16 protein-coding genes are annotated in these 15,459 nt (G+C 69.9%); 8 read left to right on the top strand and 8 right to left on the bottom strand.

Annotated features, from left to right (window positions below):
* Positions 1–42: 42 nt before the first annotated feature.
* Both ACGFZQ_RS14340 and ACGFZQ_RS14335 read right to left on the bottom strand, forming a co-directional pair.
* The gene (locus ACGFZQ_RS14340) at positions 43–921 is read right to left on the bottom strand and encodes an aldo/keto reductase (RefSeq protein WP_393840609.1); all 879 of its coding nucleotides are present in this window, start codon (positions 919–921) and stop codon (positions 43–45) included.
* Positions 922–1,117: 196 nt separating this feature from the next.
* Positions 1,118–1,507, bottom strand: coding sequence for a MerR family transcriptional regulator (locus ACGFZQ_RS14335; RefSeq protein WP_393840608.1), 390 nt, complete (start codon positions 1,505–1,507; stop codon positions 1,118–1,120).
* Between the two features lie 75 nt (positions 1,508–1,582).
* On the opposite strand from ACGFZQ_RS14335, the gene ACGFZQ_RS14330 reads away from it, so the two are divergent.
* The 4 genes from ACGFZQ_RS14330 to ACGFZQ_RS14315 all read left to right on the top strand — a co-directional run bounded on the left by ACGFZQ_RS14330 (position 1,583) and on the right by ACGFZQ_RS14315 (position 5,462).
* Entirely contained in the window at positions 1,583–2,788 is a 1,206-nt protein-coding gene (locus ACGFZQ_RS14330; protein ID WP_393840607.1) for an MFS transporter, read from the top strand.
* Positions 2,789–2,913: 125 nt separating this feature from the next.
* A complete protein-coding gene (locus ACGFZQ_RS14325; RefSeq protein WP_393840606.1) occupies positions 2,914–3,801 on the top strand; it encodes a recombinase family protein in 888 nt (295 codons plus the stop codon).
* 192 nt (positions 3,802–3,993) lie between these two features.
* Complete coding sequence (locus tag ACGFZQ_RS14320) at positions 3,994–4,179, top strand: hypothetical protein (protein ID WP_393840605.1); 186 nt, start codon at positions 3,994–3,996, stop codon at positions 4,177–4,179.
* Positions 4,176–5,462 carry a tripartite tricarboxylate transporter TctB family protein gene (locus ACGFZQ_RS14315; protein ID WP_393840604.1) on the top strand — a complete coding sequence of 429 codons (1,287 nt, stop codon included), beginning with the start codon at positions 4,176–4,178 and terminating at the stop codon, positions 5,460–5,462. The genes ACGFZQ_RS14320 and ACGFZQ_RS14315 overlap by 4 nt, the downstream gene beginning before the upstream one ends.
* On the opposite strand, the gene ACGFZQ_RS14310 is transcribed toward ACGFZQ_RS14315, so the two are convergent.
* Positions 5,446–7,266, bottom strand: coding sequence for an asparagine synthase-related protein (locus tag ACGFZQ_RS14310; RefSeq protein ID WP_393840603.1), 1,821 nt, complete (start codon positions 7,264–7,266; stop codon positions 5,446–5,448). The two genes, ACGFZQ_RS14315 and ACGFZQ_RS14310, sit on opposite strands and share 17 nt — an antisense overlap.
* A 1-nt stretch (position 7,267) precedes the next feature.
* Positions 7,268–7,891: a lasso peptide biosynthesis B2 protein gene (locus tag ACGFZQ_RS14305; RefSeq protein ID WP_393840602.1), complete on the bottom strand. Its 624-nt coding sequence runs from the start codon at positions 7,889–7,891 to the stop codon at positions 7,268–7,270.
* A gap of 309 nt (positions 7,892–8,200) precedes the next feature.
* Between ACGFZQ_RS14305 and ACGFZQ_RS14300 the strand changes: the two genes are divergently transcribed.
* The 3 genes from ACGFZQ_RS14300 to ACGFZQ_RS14290 all read left to right on the top strand — a co-directional run bounded on the left by ACGFZQ_RS14300 (position 8,201) and on the right by ACGFZQ_RS14290 (position 10,508).
* Positions 8,201–9,031 carry an aldo/keto reductase gene (locus ACGFZQ_RS14300; RefSeq protein ID WP_393840601.1) on the top strand — a complete coding sequence of 277 codons (831 nt, stop codon included), beginning with the start codon at positions 8,201–8,203 and terminating at the stop codon, positions 9,029–9,031.
* A 206-nt stretch (positions 9,032–9,237) separates the two neighbouring features.
* Positions 9,238–9,846, top strand: a complete 609-nt coding sequence (locus ACGFZQ_RS14295) for a DNA polymerase ligase N-terminal domain-containing protein (RefSeq protein ID WP_393840600.1) — start codon at positions 9,238–9,240, stop codon at positions 9,844–9,846.
* 227 nt (positions 9,847–10,073) lie between these two features.
* The gene (locus ACGFZQ_RS14290; RefSeq protein ID WP_393840599.1) at positions 10,074–10,508 is read left to right on the top strand and encodes a cupin domain-containing protein; all 435 of its coding nucleotides are present in this window, start codon (positions 10,074–10,076) and stop codon (positions 10,506–10,508) included.
* 13 nt (positions 10,509–10,521) lie between these two features.
* Here the strand turns inward: ACGFZQ_RS14290 and ACGFZQ_RS14285 are convergent, their stop codons facing one another.
* From ACGFZQ_RS14285 to ACGFZQ_RS14270, 4 genes are all read right to left on the bottom strand, one after another.
* Positions 10,522–12,882 carry a SpoIIE family protein phosphatase gene (locus ACGFZQ_RS14285; RefSeq protein ID WP_393840598.1) on the bottom strand — a complete coding sequence of 787 codons (2,361 nt, stop codon included), beginning with the start codon at positions 12,880–12,882 and terminating at the stop codon, positions 10,522–10,524.
* Positions 12,883–12,936: 54 nt separating this feature from the next.
* Positions 12,937–13,404 carry a peroxiredoxin gene (locus ACGFZQ_RS14280; protein WP_393840597.1) on the bottom strand — a complete coding sequence of 156 codons (468 nt, stop codon included), beginning with the start codon at positions 13,402–13,404 and terminating at the stop codon, positions 12,937–12,939.
* A complete protein-coding gene (locus ACGFZQ_RS14275; RefSeq protein WP_393840596.1) occupies positions 13,405–13,794 on the bottom strand; it encodes a DoxX family protein in 390 nt (129 codons plus the stop codon). It abuts the gene before it with no gap.
* Positions 13,795–13,877: 83 nt separating this feature from the next.
* Positions 13,878–14,399, bottom strand: a complete 522-nt coding sequence (locus ACGFZQ_RS14270; RefSeq protein ID WP_393840595.1) for a MarR family winged helix-turn-helix transcriptional regulator — start codon at positions 14,397–14,399, stop codon at positions 13,878–13,880.
* A gap of 91 nt (positions 14,400–14,490) precedes the next feature.
* On the opposite strand from ACGFZQ_RS14270, the gene ACGFZQ_RS14265 reads away from it, so the two are divergent.
* On the top strand, positions 14,491–15,450 hold the full coding sequence (locus tag ACGFZQ_RS14265) for an alpha/beta hydrolase fold domain-containing protein (protein WP_393840594.1): 960 nt from the start codon (positions 14,491–14,493) through the stop codon (positions 15,448–15,450).
* Positions 15,451–15,459: the final 9 nt, after the last annotated feature.

The raw sequence follows: 15,459 nt of genomic DNA, 5'->3' as shown, positions 1-15,459 counted from the left end.
GGGCGCGGTGCCCGGGGCAGGGTGTGTGTGCTGGTGCGGTGACTATGCACCGGCCTCTGACAGTGCGTCGAACTCATCGTCGGTGAGCTGGATGATCGCGCCGGCCAGGTTGTCCTCGAGGTGCGCGACGCTCGACGTCCCCGGGATCGGGAGCATCACGGGGGAGCGCTTGAGGAGCCAGGCGAGGGCGAGCTGCGACGGTGAGGAGTCGTGCTGCTTGGCGAGTTCGGAGAGCGGGCTGCCCTCGCCGGTGAGCTGTCCGGTGGCGAGCGGGAACCAGGGGATGAAGCCGATGCCCTGCTCGGTCGACCAGTCGAGCAGTTCTTCCGAGGAGCGGTCGGCGAGGTTGTAGAGGTTCTGCACGGAGACGATCGGCGCTATCTCCTGCGCCGCCTTGACCTCCGCTATGGTGACCTCGCTGAGGCCGATGTGGCGGATCTTGCCCTCGTCCTGGAGCTTCTTCAGCTCGCCGATCTGGTCCTCGAACGGGGTGTCGGGGTCGATGCGGTGGAGCTGGAACAGGTCGATACGCTCCACACCGAGACGGCGCAGGCTCAGCTCGGCCTGCTGGCGGAGGTAATCGGGGCGTCCGAGGGGCGTCCAGAGGTTGGGGCCCTGGCGGGTCTGGCCGACCTTCGTCGCGATGGCGATGTCGTCACCGTAGGGGTGCAGGGCCTCGCGCAGGAGGTTGTCGGTGACTTCGGGGCCGTAGGCGTCGGCGGTGTCGAAGAAGTTCACGCCGAGCTCGACGGCGCGCCTCAGCACACGGACGGCTTCGTCGCGGTCCTTCGGCTCGCCCCAGACGCCCTTGCCGGTCAGCTGCATCGTGCCGTAGCCGAGACGGTTGATCGCAAGGTCGCCGCCGAGGCGGAAGGTGCCAGAAGCCTCTGCGGGGCGGGCGGCGTGGGCTGAGATGGTCATGCGGGGCGTATCCCTTCGGGCTGATCATCCGGACGGGAGCCGGTGCCGCTCATGACTGGGGCACGAGCTCCCGCCCCTACTGAGCCCTACCATGCATGCCTGACATTAGTGTCAAGGTCAAATCCGACCGATCCGCTCAGCCAAGACAGTGGCCCGGGCCGGACAAGACGCGGCCCTGGTCCGGACAGCGGCGCGCCTACGCGGCGCCGAGGGAGACTCGCCCGGCCTTCGCCCGGCTGACGGCTTCCATGTAGCCGTCGATGGCGTCCCTGTTGAGGATGAGGCAGTCGATGCGGGCCGTCATCCGGTCGCGTTCGCGTGCGAGAAGGGTCAGCAGTTCCGGGTCGGCGTCCTCGACAACGATCTCGCGGGGCTTGCCGAGGCACGGCATCATCTGCTTGATGATCCGGGTGGGGATTCCGCTGTCGATCAGTCCGCGGATCTGGATCACGCGGTCGACCAGGTACTCGTCGTATTCGCGGTACCCGTTGGCCAGCCGCCGCGGTTCGATCAGCCCCTGGGCTTCGTAGTACCGCAGCGATCGCGCCGGTGTATCCGTCAGCTTCTCCAGCTCTCCGATGCGCATGTGTCCGTCCTCACTTCCCGCCTACCGTTCCCGGTTTGACCCTGACACTAATGTCAACCATGCACCGTAGGGTTTATGACCCAAGTACAGCACACAGACGCTCCGGCCGGCCGGAGCGTCCGGTCGGACCGTCTCCCCCTCGCCGGGCTGCTCGCCCTCGCGGCCGGCGGCTTCGTCACGATCATGCTCGAAACGATGCCGGCGGGGATTCTGCCGGCGATCAGCCGCGGTCTCGGGGTTTCGCAGGCGTCAGCCGGCCAGACCGTGACCGTGTTCGCGATCGGATCCATCGCGGGCGCCATCCCGCTGATCAGCGCGACGATGCAGTGGCCACGCCGACGCCTCCTGCTCCTCGCCCTTGCCGGATACGTCGTCACCAGCATCACCACCGGCCTGTCCAGCAGCTTCGCACTGACGCTGGCCGCCCGATTCGTCGCGGGGGTGTTCGCGGGGGCACTGTGGGGCCTGACCGCCGGATACGCCCGCCGCATGGTGCAGCCGCACCAGTACGGCAAGGCCGTGACCATCGCACTCTCGGGCACCCCTGTCGCCCTCGCGATCGGCACACCCGCGGGAACACTGCTCGCCGGCCTGATCGGCTGGCGGGGCACGTTCGGCGTCATGGCCCTGCTCGCCGCCCTGGTGATCGGCTGGGTCCTCGCGGCCGTACCGAATCACCCGGGACAGGCCAAGGGCGAGCGCACGTCCCTCGGACGGGTCTTCACCATCCCCGGGGTGCTCCCGGGCGTCGCCGTCATCCTGCTCTACGTCATGGCACACAACGTGCTCTACACCTACATCGCGTCCTTCCTCGCGCCGGAGGGCATGGGCGGTAGTGTCAGCGCCGTACTGCTCGTCTTCGGTGCCGCGTCCCTGGTCAGCATCTGGATCACGGGTATCCACATCGACCGGCACCTGCGGCGCCTCATGATCACCAGCACCGCGCTCTTCGCGCTGGCAGTTCTCGCGCTCGGTCTTCTGGCCGACCTGCCCGCAGCGGTGTTCACCAGCGCAGCCCTGTGGGGGCTCGCATTCGGCGGAGCGGCCAGCCTGCTGCAGACGGCCGTCTCCAACGCGGCCAAAGACGCCGTGGACACCGTCCAGTCGGTCGCGGTGACCGGCTGGAACCTGGGAATCGCCGGCGGAGGGATCCTGGGCGGGCTGCTGCTCGGCGGGTTCGGCGCCCTGTCACTGGCATGGGGAAGCCTCGCGCTCCTCGTCGCCGCGCTCATCATCGTCATCGCTGGACGTCGGCACGCCTTTCCCGCTCACCGAGAGTGATCCGTGTTTCATAGGTGGTCCCCGTTTCAACACGGGGCGTCGCCTGCGTTGCCGCAGGTCGATATGTTTCACAGGTCGTTTCCTTCCTCTTGACCCGTGAAACGCACTCCTGAAACGATCCCATCGTGATCACCGATCCGTACCGGCTAGTCGAGTCGCACGTCTGCCCGATGTCCACCTGCCGGGCCCCGGCGGGCTCGCCCTGCCGCACCACCTCCGGCAAGGTCGCACTCAAGTACCACACCGCCCGCTTCCAGCTCGTCCCCGCGCTCCGCTCCGAACTGCACGTCGCCACCCCCGCTGTCCGGCACCCCGGCTCCGCCTGGCAGACCCTGCTGGTGCAGAAGCTTGCGGCGCCGGCCGTGTCGATAGAAGTCCGGCTCGCGTACGCCCGGGTCTCGACCCGCACGCAGGAGATCCAGTCCCAGGTCGACTCCCTCGAAGCGTCCGGCGTGCACCGGCTGTTCCAGGAACAGATCAGCACCAGGGTCCGCGAGCGCCCCGAGATGAAGGCGGCCCTGGCGGCGGCCCGCGAGTACCGCTCGCTGGGGGCGAAGGTCACGCTCGTGGTGCACGAGATGAAACGCCTGGGCCGCGGCGCCCTGGAACTGCTGAAGGTTGCCGAGGAACTGCGCGACGCCGAGATCGAGCTGGAGTTCCTCACCGGCCCCCTCGCAGGGAAGCACGACCCGGCCGGCCACGGCGCCGCGCTGTTCGCCTTCTTCGCCGCCATGGCCGAGTCCGAACGCGACTACATCCGCGACAAGACACTCGAAGGCCAGGAAACCGCCCGCAAGAACGGCAAGGCGATCGGCGGCGTCAAGGTCTCCGACGAAGACATGCTCGCCACCGCCCTCCGGCTGCGCGACCAGGAACGCCTGTCACTGCGCGAGATCGCTTCCCGGCTGGTGATCCGCACCGGCAGGAAGCGTGGTCAGCACCCAGCTCCCGCGACCGTCATGCGCATGCTGCGCAAGCACGACGAGGCCACAACACTCAGATCCGCGCTCTGAGCTGGACCGCAGCCGCTTAGCCTTGTTTTTTCGGCGAGAACTACTGGGACCCCAGGACGGCCAGACCAACATCGCCGCCGCCCTCCGCCACACCGGCCGCGACTACCTCCGGCCCCTACGAACCCTCGGCCTCACGTGACGAACCCGGACAGATCTCAATCATGCAATGACCCTGCATCCGGAGGCACGCGAATGGCGATCGAACGGATCACCGGAGACGATGATCACGAAATCCCGGAAGGCAGGCCCCTCGGTCTGCTGTGGTCCGAAAAGGAGGCGCCCGTGAAAACGGTCGACACAGGTCGACGCCGACCGGTGAGGCCGCTTGCCGTCGGCATGGGGCTGCACAGCCTGCCGCGTCAGCGGGTGGCCGCATGAGCCTTCGCAACAACTCGCGCGACGCGTCGCGTCAGCGGGCGCAACGAGCGCTGGAGCGCAAAAAACAATCACGCGTGTCCTTGATCGTGATCACGGTGGTCCTGCTACTGACGAGCGCGACGCTGGGCAATTTCGGTGCCAGGGACCTGCTCAGCGCTCTTACCTTTCCCGGTCGCCTCACCGGTGCCGTACTCATCGCGGTCGCCCTCACCTCACTGGTGGGCGCCGGCGCACTCGCGGATCACTGGCTGCGGCGCACCTGCGACAGCTCTGGAATTATCGCCCTATTTGCAGCTTTCGTGGCTTTCCTTGCCAACTCGCTTCTCTTCGTCGAGTTGCTGAGGAACGCCGACGCGATCAGATACAAGGTATTGTTCGGCGCCCTCACGGCAGGTTCAGCATGGGCGGTATTTGCCGTGGGACGGACATTGAAGGTGATTCCCACACCGAAGCGAGTAGCAACAGCGCTGCTCGCCACCACCGTCATCGCGCTGGCAAACTTCGGCTACCAGAACCTCTACCTGCCGTCCCAGCGCGAGGTCAGGCCCATCATCAAGCTGACCATGGACGATCCTGTGCCGAGCAAGGACGGCAAGGCTTTCTCCGTTCCGGTCAACATCACCCTTGAGAACCACAGCGATGTGAGTTTCGACGTGCTCGGCACCGAATTGCACGCCATGGCGCAAAAGGTGTCGCTGAGCCCGCAGGACCGACTCCGTCGGCAATGGCGAATCGACGCCGAGAATTGGAAATCATTCGAGCGAACGAATCCGCTGTCACGCAGAGAGGTTCATCAGCCGGGCCAGTTGGTGGAGGCCCAACCGTGGATGCGGTACGGAGATCCGATCGGTGCGAACGATATCGTCACCGCCCGGGTCGTTGTACAACTACCTATGAACACACCGTACGATCAGGTCGCGTTCTACGCCAGCGCGCACCTCACGCGCAAGGATCGTGTGTCCCTGGATCGCCTCAGGTCCAAGGGTTACAGCTGGAGCGGCAACCAAGTGCCCCAATGGGTGAAGGGCAAAAAGGCTTTCGACTCCATCATGTACGAGAGCAGGATTCATGAGAACAACGCGATCGACAGGGAAACTAGAGACCCTCGGTACATTGATGTCTTTTGGCAGTTCGGCACGCACGGCGCAAACATTCTGGAGACTATCACCATCAAACACGGCAAGGCCGAGTCAAGTGAAGAGGGCGAGAACCGGTACGGCATCCGGATCATCGAGACAGGCCCGGTCGAGCGGACCCTCTGGGACATCAAGGGCCGGCAATGACCGGCACGGCCGCACCGGGTGCCGGTGAACGCTGATCCAGCAGTCGCTCCAGCCACACCACCAAGGCCAGCGAGCCGTTCATACGGTCCCAGGAGTACGAGTCGCCCATCCCCAGCTGAGCCTCCCTCACCGCCCGGCACAGGGTGTCGATGTCGAACATCTCCGCTATGAGCGGATGCCGTGCGGCGCGGCAGAGGTCGATGAGTTCGTCGCCATGTGCCCGCAGACCACGGACGTAGAGGTCGTTGAAGGGGATCTTGGCCGTGCGGCCATGGATCCCGGGCGGGAGCAGATCCGCCATGGCTGCGCGCAGCACCGCCTTCGAACGGCCTCCTTGCGACGTGGTGTCGGTGGGGAGGTGCCGCATCGTCGCGATCACCTCCGGGTCGAGGAAGGGGTGCGAGAGGAAGAACCCGTGCTGCTGTGCGTAGCGCCAGGACAACGGGTCGGGAGCAGCGAGGTAGTTGGCCGCGTCGTAGAGCGACTGTTCCGGCCTGCTCCCGAACACGAAACGGCTCTCGGCGATGCTGGCCGCGCGGTAGCCGTGAGCCCGCGCGAATCCGGGTCGCAGCCAGGGTGGGCGGGTGAAGTTGCCAAGCCCCCCGAGTACCGTTCCGCGATGGACCAGCCTGGTGACCCGTTCGGCCATCAGCGGAAGCGTCGGCTGCACCACATGGGTACGGACGATCTCCCGCACCCCTCGTTCACCGGCGGCGGCACGGGCACGTGCCTGCCTCGTCAGCTCCCGGAGCCGCCCGGAGCGGGCCAGCCGGTGCAGGTGAAGCGGGTTGGTGTCCACGACCGGCTCGGCTCCGCAGCCTGTCAGCAGGATGTCGCAGCCGAGCTCTGCCACGTCGGCATGCAGCCTGCTCCAGAACGGGGCGCGGAAGGCGTGGGGATGAGGCTCGTCCGGGTCTCCCGCATGGCGCTGGAAATCATCGAAGTCGGCCACGTCGTCGGCCTCGACGATCACCGGATGGGCCGCTGGTGCGTGCCGGCGGACCGCCTCGATCGCCTCGTCGAGGTACGGCCGCTCGCCGGCCAGTTCTCCCCTGCCGAAGCGCCCGGCGAGCAGGACCAGGTCGGCGGAAGTGCCCGCTGTCTCCGCGAGCAGGCGCGCCGCGAGCAATGCGACGCTGGTGGAGTCGGTGCCTCCGGAGACGTGGCATGCGGTCGTCCTGCCCAGGCGGCGCCCGACGGCATGCTCCAGGGCGCGGCGCAGGTCCTGCCCGGCCCCGCTGAGGCCGAGCCCGTCCGGGGCCGGAGCCGTTGGCTCGTCGACCCGACAGGTGCGAAGCGCGGCCCGGCCCCGCATCCGCCCGGCGGCCGAAAGCTCCACCACCTCGCCGCCGAGAACACGGTGTACCCCCGTGAACGGGCTCAACTCCGAGTGCTGTTGGGCCAGGTTGCCGGTCAGGTAACGGCAGAAGTAACGGCGTTCCAGCTCCGCGGCGTCGCCCAGGCTGCGCGCCGAGGTGCTCGCAGCGCTCACGCGGCCGTCGGACTCTCTGAAGAACAGCGGGATGCGTGCCTGCTCGTCCCGGATCAGCAACACACGGTCGCGGTACACCAGAACTGCCGCGAAGTCACCGGTCGGCAGTGGCGGTTCGGCTCCGGGGCGGCCGAAGGCGTCGAGGAGAGCGCGTGCGCCTGTCCGGCGGTCATGGACCGAGCCGGCCCACCCGACGACCGCCGCGGTGCCGACCTGAGAGGTGACCGTCGTCACGAGTCCCTGTCGGACCATGGCCTCGGTGGTCCAGAGCTTCGCCATGCCCCCGGACCAGTCGAGCCGGAGCGCTTCCATGTCACCCGCTTCCGCTGCCGATCGAGAGAACCGGCGTGAAGGCGTGCCCTCGCGGAGCGGCGGCCGGAATGCACAGTCCGGCCGCCGCCGTCCACGCGTGCAGGGCGAACGGGTGCTCACGCACACCGACATGCAGCGTGGCCTTGAAGCCGCGCCGTCGCAGAAGGACGAATGCCGTCACGGCCTCGGACTTGCAGTCGTCGTCGACGAACCAGCTTCTGCGGCCGTGTGCTTGGACCGCTCGTTTCAATCGCGCGACGTCCTGCGGAGAAGGCGTGTCCGCGCGGGCGTAGCCGGGGGCGGCCAGCGGCAGCAGCCGAAGGACGCGTCCGAAACCCAGAGTGCGGATCAGAAGGTGCACGCTGCGGAGCCAGAGCCCGATCTCGGCGTCCACGTACGCTTTTCGGCGGGCCGTCGCGCATCCGGCTCGGACGAGACCGGTGACGAGTTCCGCACGTTCCTCAGACGTCACGCCGGCGAACTTCTGGACGTCAGCCGTCGTCATTCCCAGAAAACGCGTCCGCTTCCAATCCGCGATGAGTGCCCCGCCGGACAATCTGGTGACACGGCAGTGCGGTGAAAGGATTCGCGTCATGGCCACGAGGGCATCGGTGTCCTGAGCCACCGCGCCTCCTCCCATTTCACGGGTGCAGGCGCGTCAGGACTGGTATCCGTGACCGTCGTAGTCGCCGCCGCTGAACCCCCGGATCAGACGGCCGTTCCCGAGAAGAACAAGGCCGTGCGGCATACGGCGTCGCAGGAATCGGATCAACATCGCCTACCTCCAGAGCTGGGTGGCAACGATCATGTCCAGGCTACTCCGCCCCCTACCTCACGCAACCGTGGAGCCGGCCGGCGCCCCACCGTGCGCTTGATCACCGCGCACTCCGTCCCTGAGGGTGGAGGGACGACACAGCCGAGGGAAGGTCCCATCGTGACAAGCATTCCGGCGTACACGCTCAACGACGGTACGACGCTTCCGGCCGTCGGCCTGGGCACCTGGCCGATGGACGACATGCAGGCCGAGCAGGCCGTTCACCACGCGCTCGAAGCGGGTTACCGGCTCGTGGACACGGCGGTGAACTACCGCAACGAGATCGGGGTCGGCCGGGGTGTCGCGAGCAGCGGCGTCCCACGTGAGGAGGTGGTGGTGACGACGAAGCTGCCGGGCCGCCACCACGGTTACGAGGAGACCCTCGCCTCCTTCGAGGAGTCCCGGCAGCGGCTGGGCGTGGAGTACGTGGACCTGTATCTGATCCACTGGCCCAACCCCCGGGTCGGCAAGTACGTCGACGCGTGGAAGGCGATGATCAAGCTCCGCGAGGAGGGTCTCGTACGCTCGATCGGCGTATCCAACTTCACCGAGGAGCACCTCCTGCGGCTGGAGAAGGAGACCGGGGTGCTGCCGTCGGTGAACCAGGTGGAGCTGCATCCGCTGTTCCCGCAGGAGGAGCTGCTCGCGTTCCACGCCGGGAAGGGCATCGTCACCGAGAGCTGGAGCCCGCTCGGCCAGGACGGCCGGCTGCTCCGGGACCCGGCCGTCGTCGGCGTGGCGGAGGCCCTGCGGGTGACGCCCGCGCAGGTGATCCTGCGCTGGCACGTCCAGCTCGGTGCCGTGGCCATCCCGAAGTCGTCGGACGCCGTGCGGCAGCGGGCGAACCTGGACGTCTTCGGCTTCCGGCTGAGTGCCGCGCAGCTGGCGGCGGTCTCCGAGCGGCCCCACCAGCGCCTCGGCGGCGACCCGGACAGCCACGAGGAGTTCTGAGCGGCTGCTCCTCCATGCGCTCCCGGTGAACCCCCACAGGCCGCGCACACGGTCGTCGCTGTCCGGTCCGGCGTGGGGGCACGCAGGATGGTCACGCCCGCCGCGGTGGAATCCTCCCCGATCACCGGACTGGACTGGACGGGGTCGGGCGGCGGACCGCAGGCTGTTGGTCGGGGCCGCAGGACCGTCGTACAGGAGGGCCGCAGGTGGGTGACGGCGAGCGGTTGCAGACCTACCGTGCCAGGCGCGACTTCGAGCGGACCCGGGAGCCGTCGGGGCGGTCGGACGGGACCGGGGACGGGCCCCGGTTCGTGGTCCAGATCCATGACGCACGCCGTATGCACTTCGACTTCCGGTTGCAGGTCGGCGATGTCCTGAAGTCCTGGTCGGTCCCGAAGGGCCCGTCGACCGACCCGGGGGACAAGCGGCTGGCCGTGCCCACCGAGGACCATCCGCTGGAGTACGAGGACTTCGAGGGCGTGATCCCGAAGGGCGAGTACGGCGGCGGCACCGTGATCGTCTGGGACCGCGGCTGGTACGAGCCTCTCAGCCACGACCGCAGGGGCCGGCCGGTCGGCTTCGAGGAGTCACTGGAGCGCGGGCACGCGACCTTCCGGCTGCACGGCGCCAAGCTGCGCGGCGACTACGCCCTGACCCGCTTTCGGGGCAGCGCCGGCGAGGACGCCTGGCTGCTGGTGCGGAAGGGGACCGCGCGATCGGGCGGGCACGGTACGCCCGATCCCCGGCGGGCCCGTTCGGTGCGCTCCGGCCGTACCCTCGGCCAGGTCGCGGCGGCCGCCGGCGAGGACGACTGACGAGCGGGGACGGATCGGCGCACCAAGCCGGGGCGGCACGTCGTTCGGTCGGCCGGTACGAAAGGGCAGGGATTCCCGGACAGGTGGTCCGGGACCGGACGGTGAGTTGATCAAGGCGCGTCCTGGCGGTGCAGACTACGCATGGATTCGGCCGTTCCGGCCCAACTCGCCTCGCGGCAGTCTATGTTCGCGACGGCACTCGATCTTCCGCTCAGGAGGCACCTCACATGCGCACCGCGCTCCGCACCGCCCTCGCAGGGGCGGTCGCCGCCGGCACCCTGCTGACCTGTGGCACTGCCTACGCCACCCCCGCCGGGCCCGGTGTGACCGGCCGGCTGATCAGCCAGACCACCGTCGGCGGCACGGACTACGTCCTGCGGGAGATCACCGTCCCGCCCGGCCAGACCACCGGCTGGCACTTCCACGACGGCCCGGTCTACGGATACGTCCAGAAGGGCACGCTGAGCCACTTCCACTCGGACTGCAAGGCGGACGGCGTGTACAAGACCGGCGGCACGGTGTACGAGCAGGGCGGCCCGGGCGATGTGCATCTGGGCGCGAACCTGGGCGACACCGACCTCGTCCTGGACGTGCTGTACATCCTCCCGCACGGCTCGCCGTACTCCGAGTCGGTGCCGAACCCGGGCTGCGACTTCGAGTAGACGGGCTGTGCCGTCAGGCCTCGGTGACCGGCAACGGCCCGTCGGGCAGCGGCTGTTCGGCCCAGATGGTCTTGCCACTGTCGGTCTGGCGGCTGCCCCAGCGCTGGGTGAGCTGGGCGACGAGGAGCAGGCCGCGGCCGCCCTCGTCGTAGGCGTGCGCGCGACGCAGATGCGGTGAGGTCGAACTGCCGTCGGAGACCTCGCAGATGAGCGCGCGGTCGCGGATGAGGCGGAGCTGGATGGGCGGTTCGCCGTAGCGGATGGCGTTGGTCACGAGTTCGCTGACGACGAGTTCGGTGACGAAGGCGGCCTCGTCCAGTCCCCAGGCGGTGAGGCGTTCGGTGGCCGCCTGCCGGAAGTGCGCGACCTCGGCGGGGTCGGGCGGGACGTCCCAGGTGGCCACCCGGTCGGTGCCGAGGGCGCGGGTGCGGACCAGCAGCAGGGCGACGTCGTCGGAGGGCTGCTCCGGCAGGACGGCCTTGAGCACGCTGTCGCTGAGGTCCTCCAGCGAGTCGGCCGACGCGCTCAGCGCCCGGCACATCTCCTCGGTGGCGCGGTCCACGTCCCGGTCCCGGTCCTCGATCAGGCCGTCCGTGTAGAGGGCGACGACGGCGCCCTCGGGCAGGTCCAGCTCCACCGCCTCGAAGGGCAGACCGCCGACACCGAGCGGCGGTCCCGCGGTCATCGGGACCAGCTCGGCCTCGCCGCCGGGCAGCACCAGGGCGGGCGCCGGATGTCCCGCGGCGGCGAGGGCGAGGTGGCGCGAGACCGGGTCGTAGACGGCGTACAGGCAGGTGGCGCCCAGTTCGGCGACCTCCGCGCCGTTGCCGTCGGCGGCCAGGTGGGTGACCAGGTCGTCGAGGTGGGTGAGGAGCTCGTCGGGGGGCAGGTCGACGTCCGCGAGGGTGCGTACGGCCGTCCGCAGCCGGCCCATGGTGGCGGAGGACCGGATGCCGTGGCCGACGACGTCGCCGACGACCAGGCCGACCCGGCTGCCGGAGAGCGGGATCACGTCGAACCAGTCGCCGCCGATGCCGGCCAGTGAACCGCAGGGCAGATAGCGGTGCGCCACCTCGACGGCGGCCTGGCCGGGCAGGCCGCTGGGCAGCAGGCTGTGCTGGAGGGCGAGGGCGGTGGAGCGCTCGCGGGCGAAGCGGCGGGCGTTGTCGATGCAGACGGCGGCGCGGCTGCCGAGTTCCTCGGCGAACACGGTGTCGTCGCTGGCGTAGTCGTCGGGGTGGCGCATGCGCACGCCCACGGCGACGCCGAGCAGGACGCCCCGGGCCCGCAGGGGTACGGCGATCATGGAGTGGACGCCCTGACGGTACTTGCGGCCCTGGGGCGCGCGGGCGTTGCGCTCCGCGACCCAGCGGCGGAACTCCGGCTCGCCGGCCTGGCTGACGACCGCGCGCCCCTCCCGCAGCGCCCGGGCCGGCGGTGACGACGCCAGATGCACCTCCGTCTCGCCCAGCCGTACGGCCGCCTCGGGGGTGCCCTCGTTCGCCGAGCCGTGGGCGACGCGCCGCAGCGCGATGTCCCCCTCCGGGATGGTGGGCAGTTCCTCGGCGGAGAGGACCCAGTCGAGCAGGTCGACGCTGGCGAAGTCGGCGTAGCGCGGGACGATGAGTTCGACGACCTCCTCGGCGGTGCGCACCACGTCCAGGGTGGTGCCGATGGAGGTGGCCGCCTCGTTGAGCAGGGCGAGCCGCAGCCGGGCCAGGTACTGCTCGGTGCTGTCGAAGGCCGCGAGGGCGACGGCGGTCAGCTCGCCGTTGGGGTCGTGCAGGGGCCACATCTCGATGCTCCAGGCGTGCTCGCGGCTCAGGGCCGGGGCGGCGGTGAAGCTCTCGTAGCGGGTGGGCCGGCCGGTCTCGACGACCTGGCGCAGATGGCGCAGGAAGCCCTGGCTGTGCGGGACGTTCTCGACGGTGTCCAGGAAGAAGCGGCCGCGCAGGGCGTCCTCGGAGACGCCCATGACCTGGCAGACCTCGTCGTTGACACGGAGGTAGCGCTGGCGGACGTCGAAGACCGACATGGACATGGAGGCCTGCTGGAAGGCCTGTTCGGCCAGGGTGGGCCCGATCCTCGGGGGAGGGTCGGCGGTGAGGACGTATCCGGTGGTCTCGCCGTCGGGGCCGAGGACCGGGCAGGCGGTCAGGGCGACCTCCGTCCGGTGTCCGTCGGCGTGGCGCAGGGTGACGGTCCCGGAGCGGGCGGCGAGCGCCGCCGCGGGGACCGCCTCGGCGAGCAGGTCGGCGGCGGGCCGGCCCACGACCTGCTCCGCCGGGCGTCCGGTGAGCACCCGCGCGCCTTCGCTCCACCCCGTCACCCTGCCCAGGGCGTCAATGATCGCCGTGGCCGCGACACGCTCCATATGCCCCAGGATGGGACCTATGCCCCACCGCATCAAGCGCGGGGACGGGCTGTCTCAGCCCTGCTGACCGCGCAGTGCGGCGAGCGCCCGGTCGGCGTGGGTGTTCATGCGCAGTTCACTGCGGACGATCTCCAGGACGGTGCGGTCCTGGGCGATGACGAAGGTGGCCCGCTTGGTGGGGGCGAGTGCGATGCCGCGCTTGACGCCGAACCGCTCGCGGACCGTGCCGTCGGTGTCGGAGAGCAGCGGCATGCCTAGCGTGTGCTTCCCGGAGAACTCCTGCTGCCGCTCGACGCTGTCCCCGCTGATCCCGACCGGCCGGGCGCCGGCGGCGGCGAACTCGGCCGCCAGGTCCCGGAAGTGGCAGGCCTCGGTGGTGCAGCCCGGCGACAGGGCGGCCGGATAGAAGAAGAGGACGACCGGCCCGTCGGCCAGCAGTTCCGTGAGCGTCCGCGTGGTACCGGTCTCGTCCGGCAGCGCGAAGTCCTCGACCTTGCTTCCGACCTCTACGGTTCCCGCCATTTATCGGCCCTCCTCGTTGTGCGCGACGTTGCGTGCGACACCGCACGCCCACAGCACCAGGGGAATCTGGAGCGGCAGGCGGGCGAGGGCCGCGGTCCTGAGCGGCTGGGGCCGCTGCTGCCAGTCGACGGCCATCTGCACGTTGGCCGGGAACACGCCGACGAAGAAGGCGGCGGCAGCCCGGGCCGCCGCCTTGCGGGTGCGTGGCAGGGCGATCCCGGCCGCCAGCGCCAGTTCCACGGCCCCGCTCCCGTACGTCCAGGCCCTCGGTGAGCCCGGCAGCGCCCTGGGGATCGTGGCGTCGTACGACTTCGGCGCCGCGAAGTGAGTCACTCCGGCGGCTGCCAGCAGCCCCGCCAGCAGCAGGGCTGAACGTTCGGACCGGGCCACGACGCCTCCTCTGACGACCTGCCGCCGGATATTACCGGGTGGTACCGGCCCGCTCCCCGCCGGGGCGTGCGCACACCGGCGCCTCACACGGTGCCGGCCGAGGGCACCGACTCGCCGGCCTCGTCCTCGACCGCGTACGTGAGGAAGTCGTCGACCATGCGGTGGAAGAGCGTGGCCAGTTGCCGCAGTTCCTCGGGCGTCCAGTCGTCCAGGGCCAGCTGCATGCCGCGCGCTCCGGCGTCCCGGACCCGGTGGACGGCGTCCCGGCCCGCGTCGGTGAGCTCGATCCGCTGGGCGCGGCGGTCGTCGGGGTCGGGGACGCGGGTGACGTACCCCGACCTCTGGAGCTGCTGGACCGTGCGCGTCACGTGCGAGGCCTCCACGCCGAGCCGCTGCGCCAGCTCCCCCGGGCGTTGCGGCTCGGAGTCGGCGACCTGGCGGAGCAGGGCCACCGCGGCCCGGTCCAGTGGGACGCCGGCGAGGGCCATCAGCCGTTCGTGCTGGCGGGCCCGGGTGCTCAAATAGGTGATGCGCGTCAGGGCGCGCTCGATCTCGACGACCTCCGGGGAGGCGGCGGGCACGGCTGGCAGCGGTTCTGTGGACATACCAGCCAGTTTACCATATCGTTGCGTAACTCAAGTAAGTTACTGCGCAGGTTTACGCACACTGCTGCACAGAGTCCACGATCGGAGCCGTATGTCCCTCCTGGCCCGCCCTTCGGTCGCCGCCCTCGGCGCGAAGACCATGCAGCGGCTCACCCTCCTGGCGAGCAGGCGCCCGAGCGGTCCCGGCTCCGACGCCGCCTCGCACGCCCGGCTTCCCGAGTTCCCGCGTAGGACAGGGGAGCTGACCGTCCCGACGGCCGTCGCCCCGGCCCGCGCCACGGTGTATCTGCCGCCGTCCAGGGACCCGTCGCCCCCGGTGCACGTCAACTTCCACGGCGGCGGCTACGTCATGTCGCTCACCGAACTCGACGACCCGCTGTGCCGGTTCCTCGCGGCCGAGGCCGGGGTGGCCGTGGTGAACGTGGACTACGTCGTCGCCCCGCAGCATCCCTTCCCGGCCCCGCCCCGCCAGGCCTACGAGGTGGTCCGCTGGGTCGCCGAGCACGCGGCCGAGCAGGGCTGGGACGGCGCCCGGCTGACCGTCGGCGGACAGAGCGCCGGCGGCGGGCTCGCCGCGGCGGTGGCCCGGCAGGCGCTGGTGGCGGGCGGCCCCTCGATCGCGCTCCAGGTGCTCCACTATCCGCCACTGGACCTGGCGACGAACGCGGCGGACAAGCGCGCCTCGATCACCAGACCGATGCTGCGGCCCTGGATGGCGGAGGTCTTCGACACGTCCTACGTCCCGGACCCGAAGCGGCGCAGCGACCCGCTGGTCTCCCCCGCCCACCCGTCCGACACCGCCGACCTGACCGGGATCGCCCCGGCGCTGGTGATCACCGCCGAGTACGACCTGCTCAGAGCGGAGGGCGAACGGTACGCGGAGCGGTTGCGGGCGGCGGGGGCGCTGGCCGGGTACCACGAGGTGGCGGGGGCGGACCACGGGTACGACGGCAAGGACGACGCGAAGGCGCGAGAGGTCTACGCGCTCATCGCGCGCCAGGTGCGGGCCGCGACCCGGGGTGAGGACCCCGCGGGGCCGCCGGCGCGCTGAGCGCCGGCC

Origin of the sequence: Streptomyces sp. NPDC048254 (assembly GCF_043201895.1) — a bacterium.
Taxonomy (GTDB): Bacteria; Actinomycetota; Actinomycetes; order Streptomycetales; family Streptomycetaceae; genus Streptomyces.
Note: the sequence above shows the minus strand (reverse complement) of the source record. Positions and strands in the feature narration are given on the sequence as shown.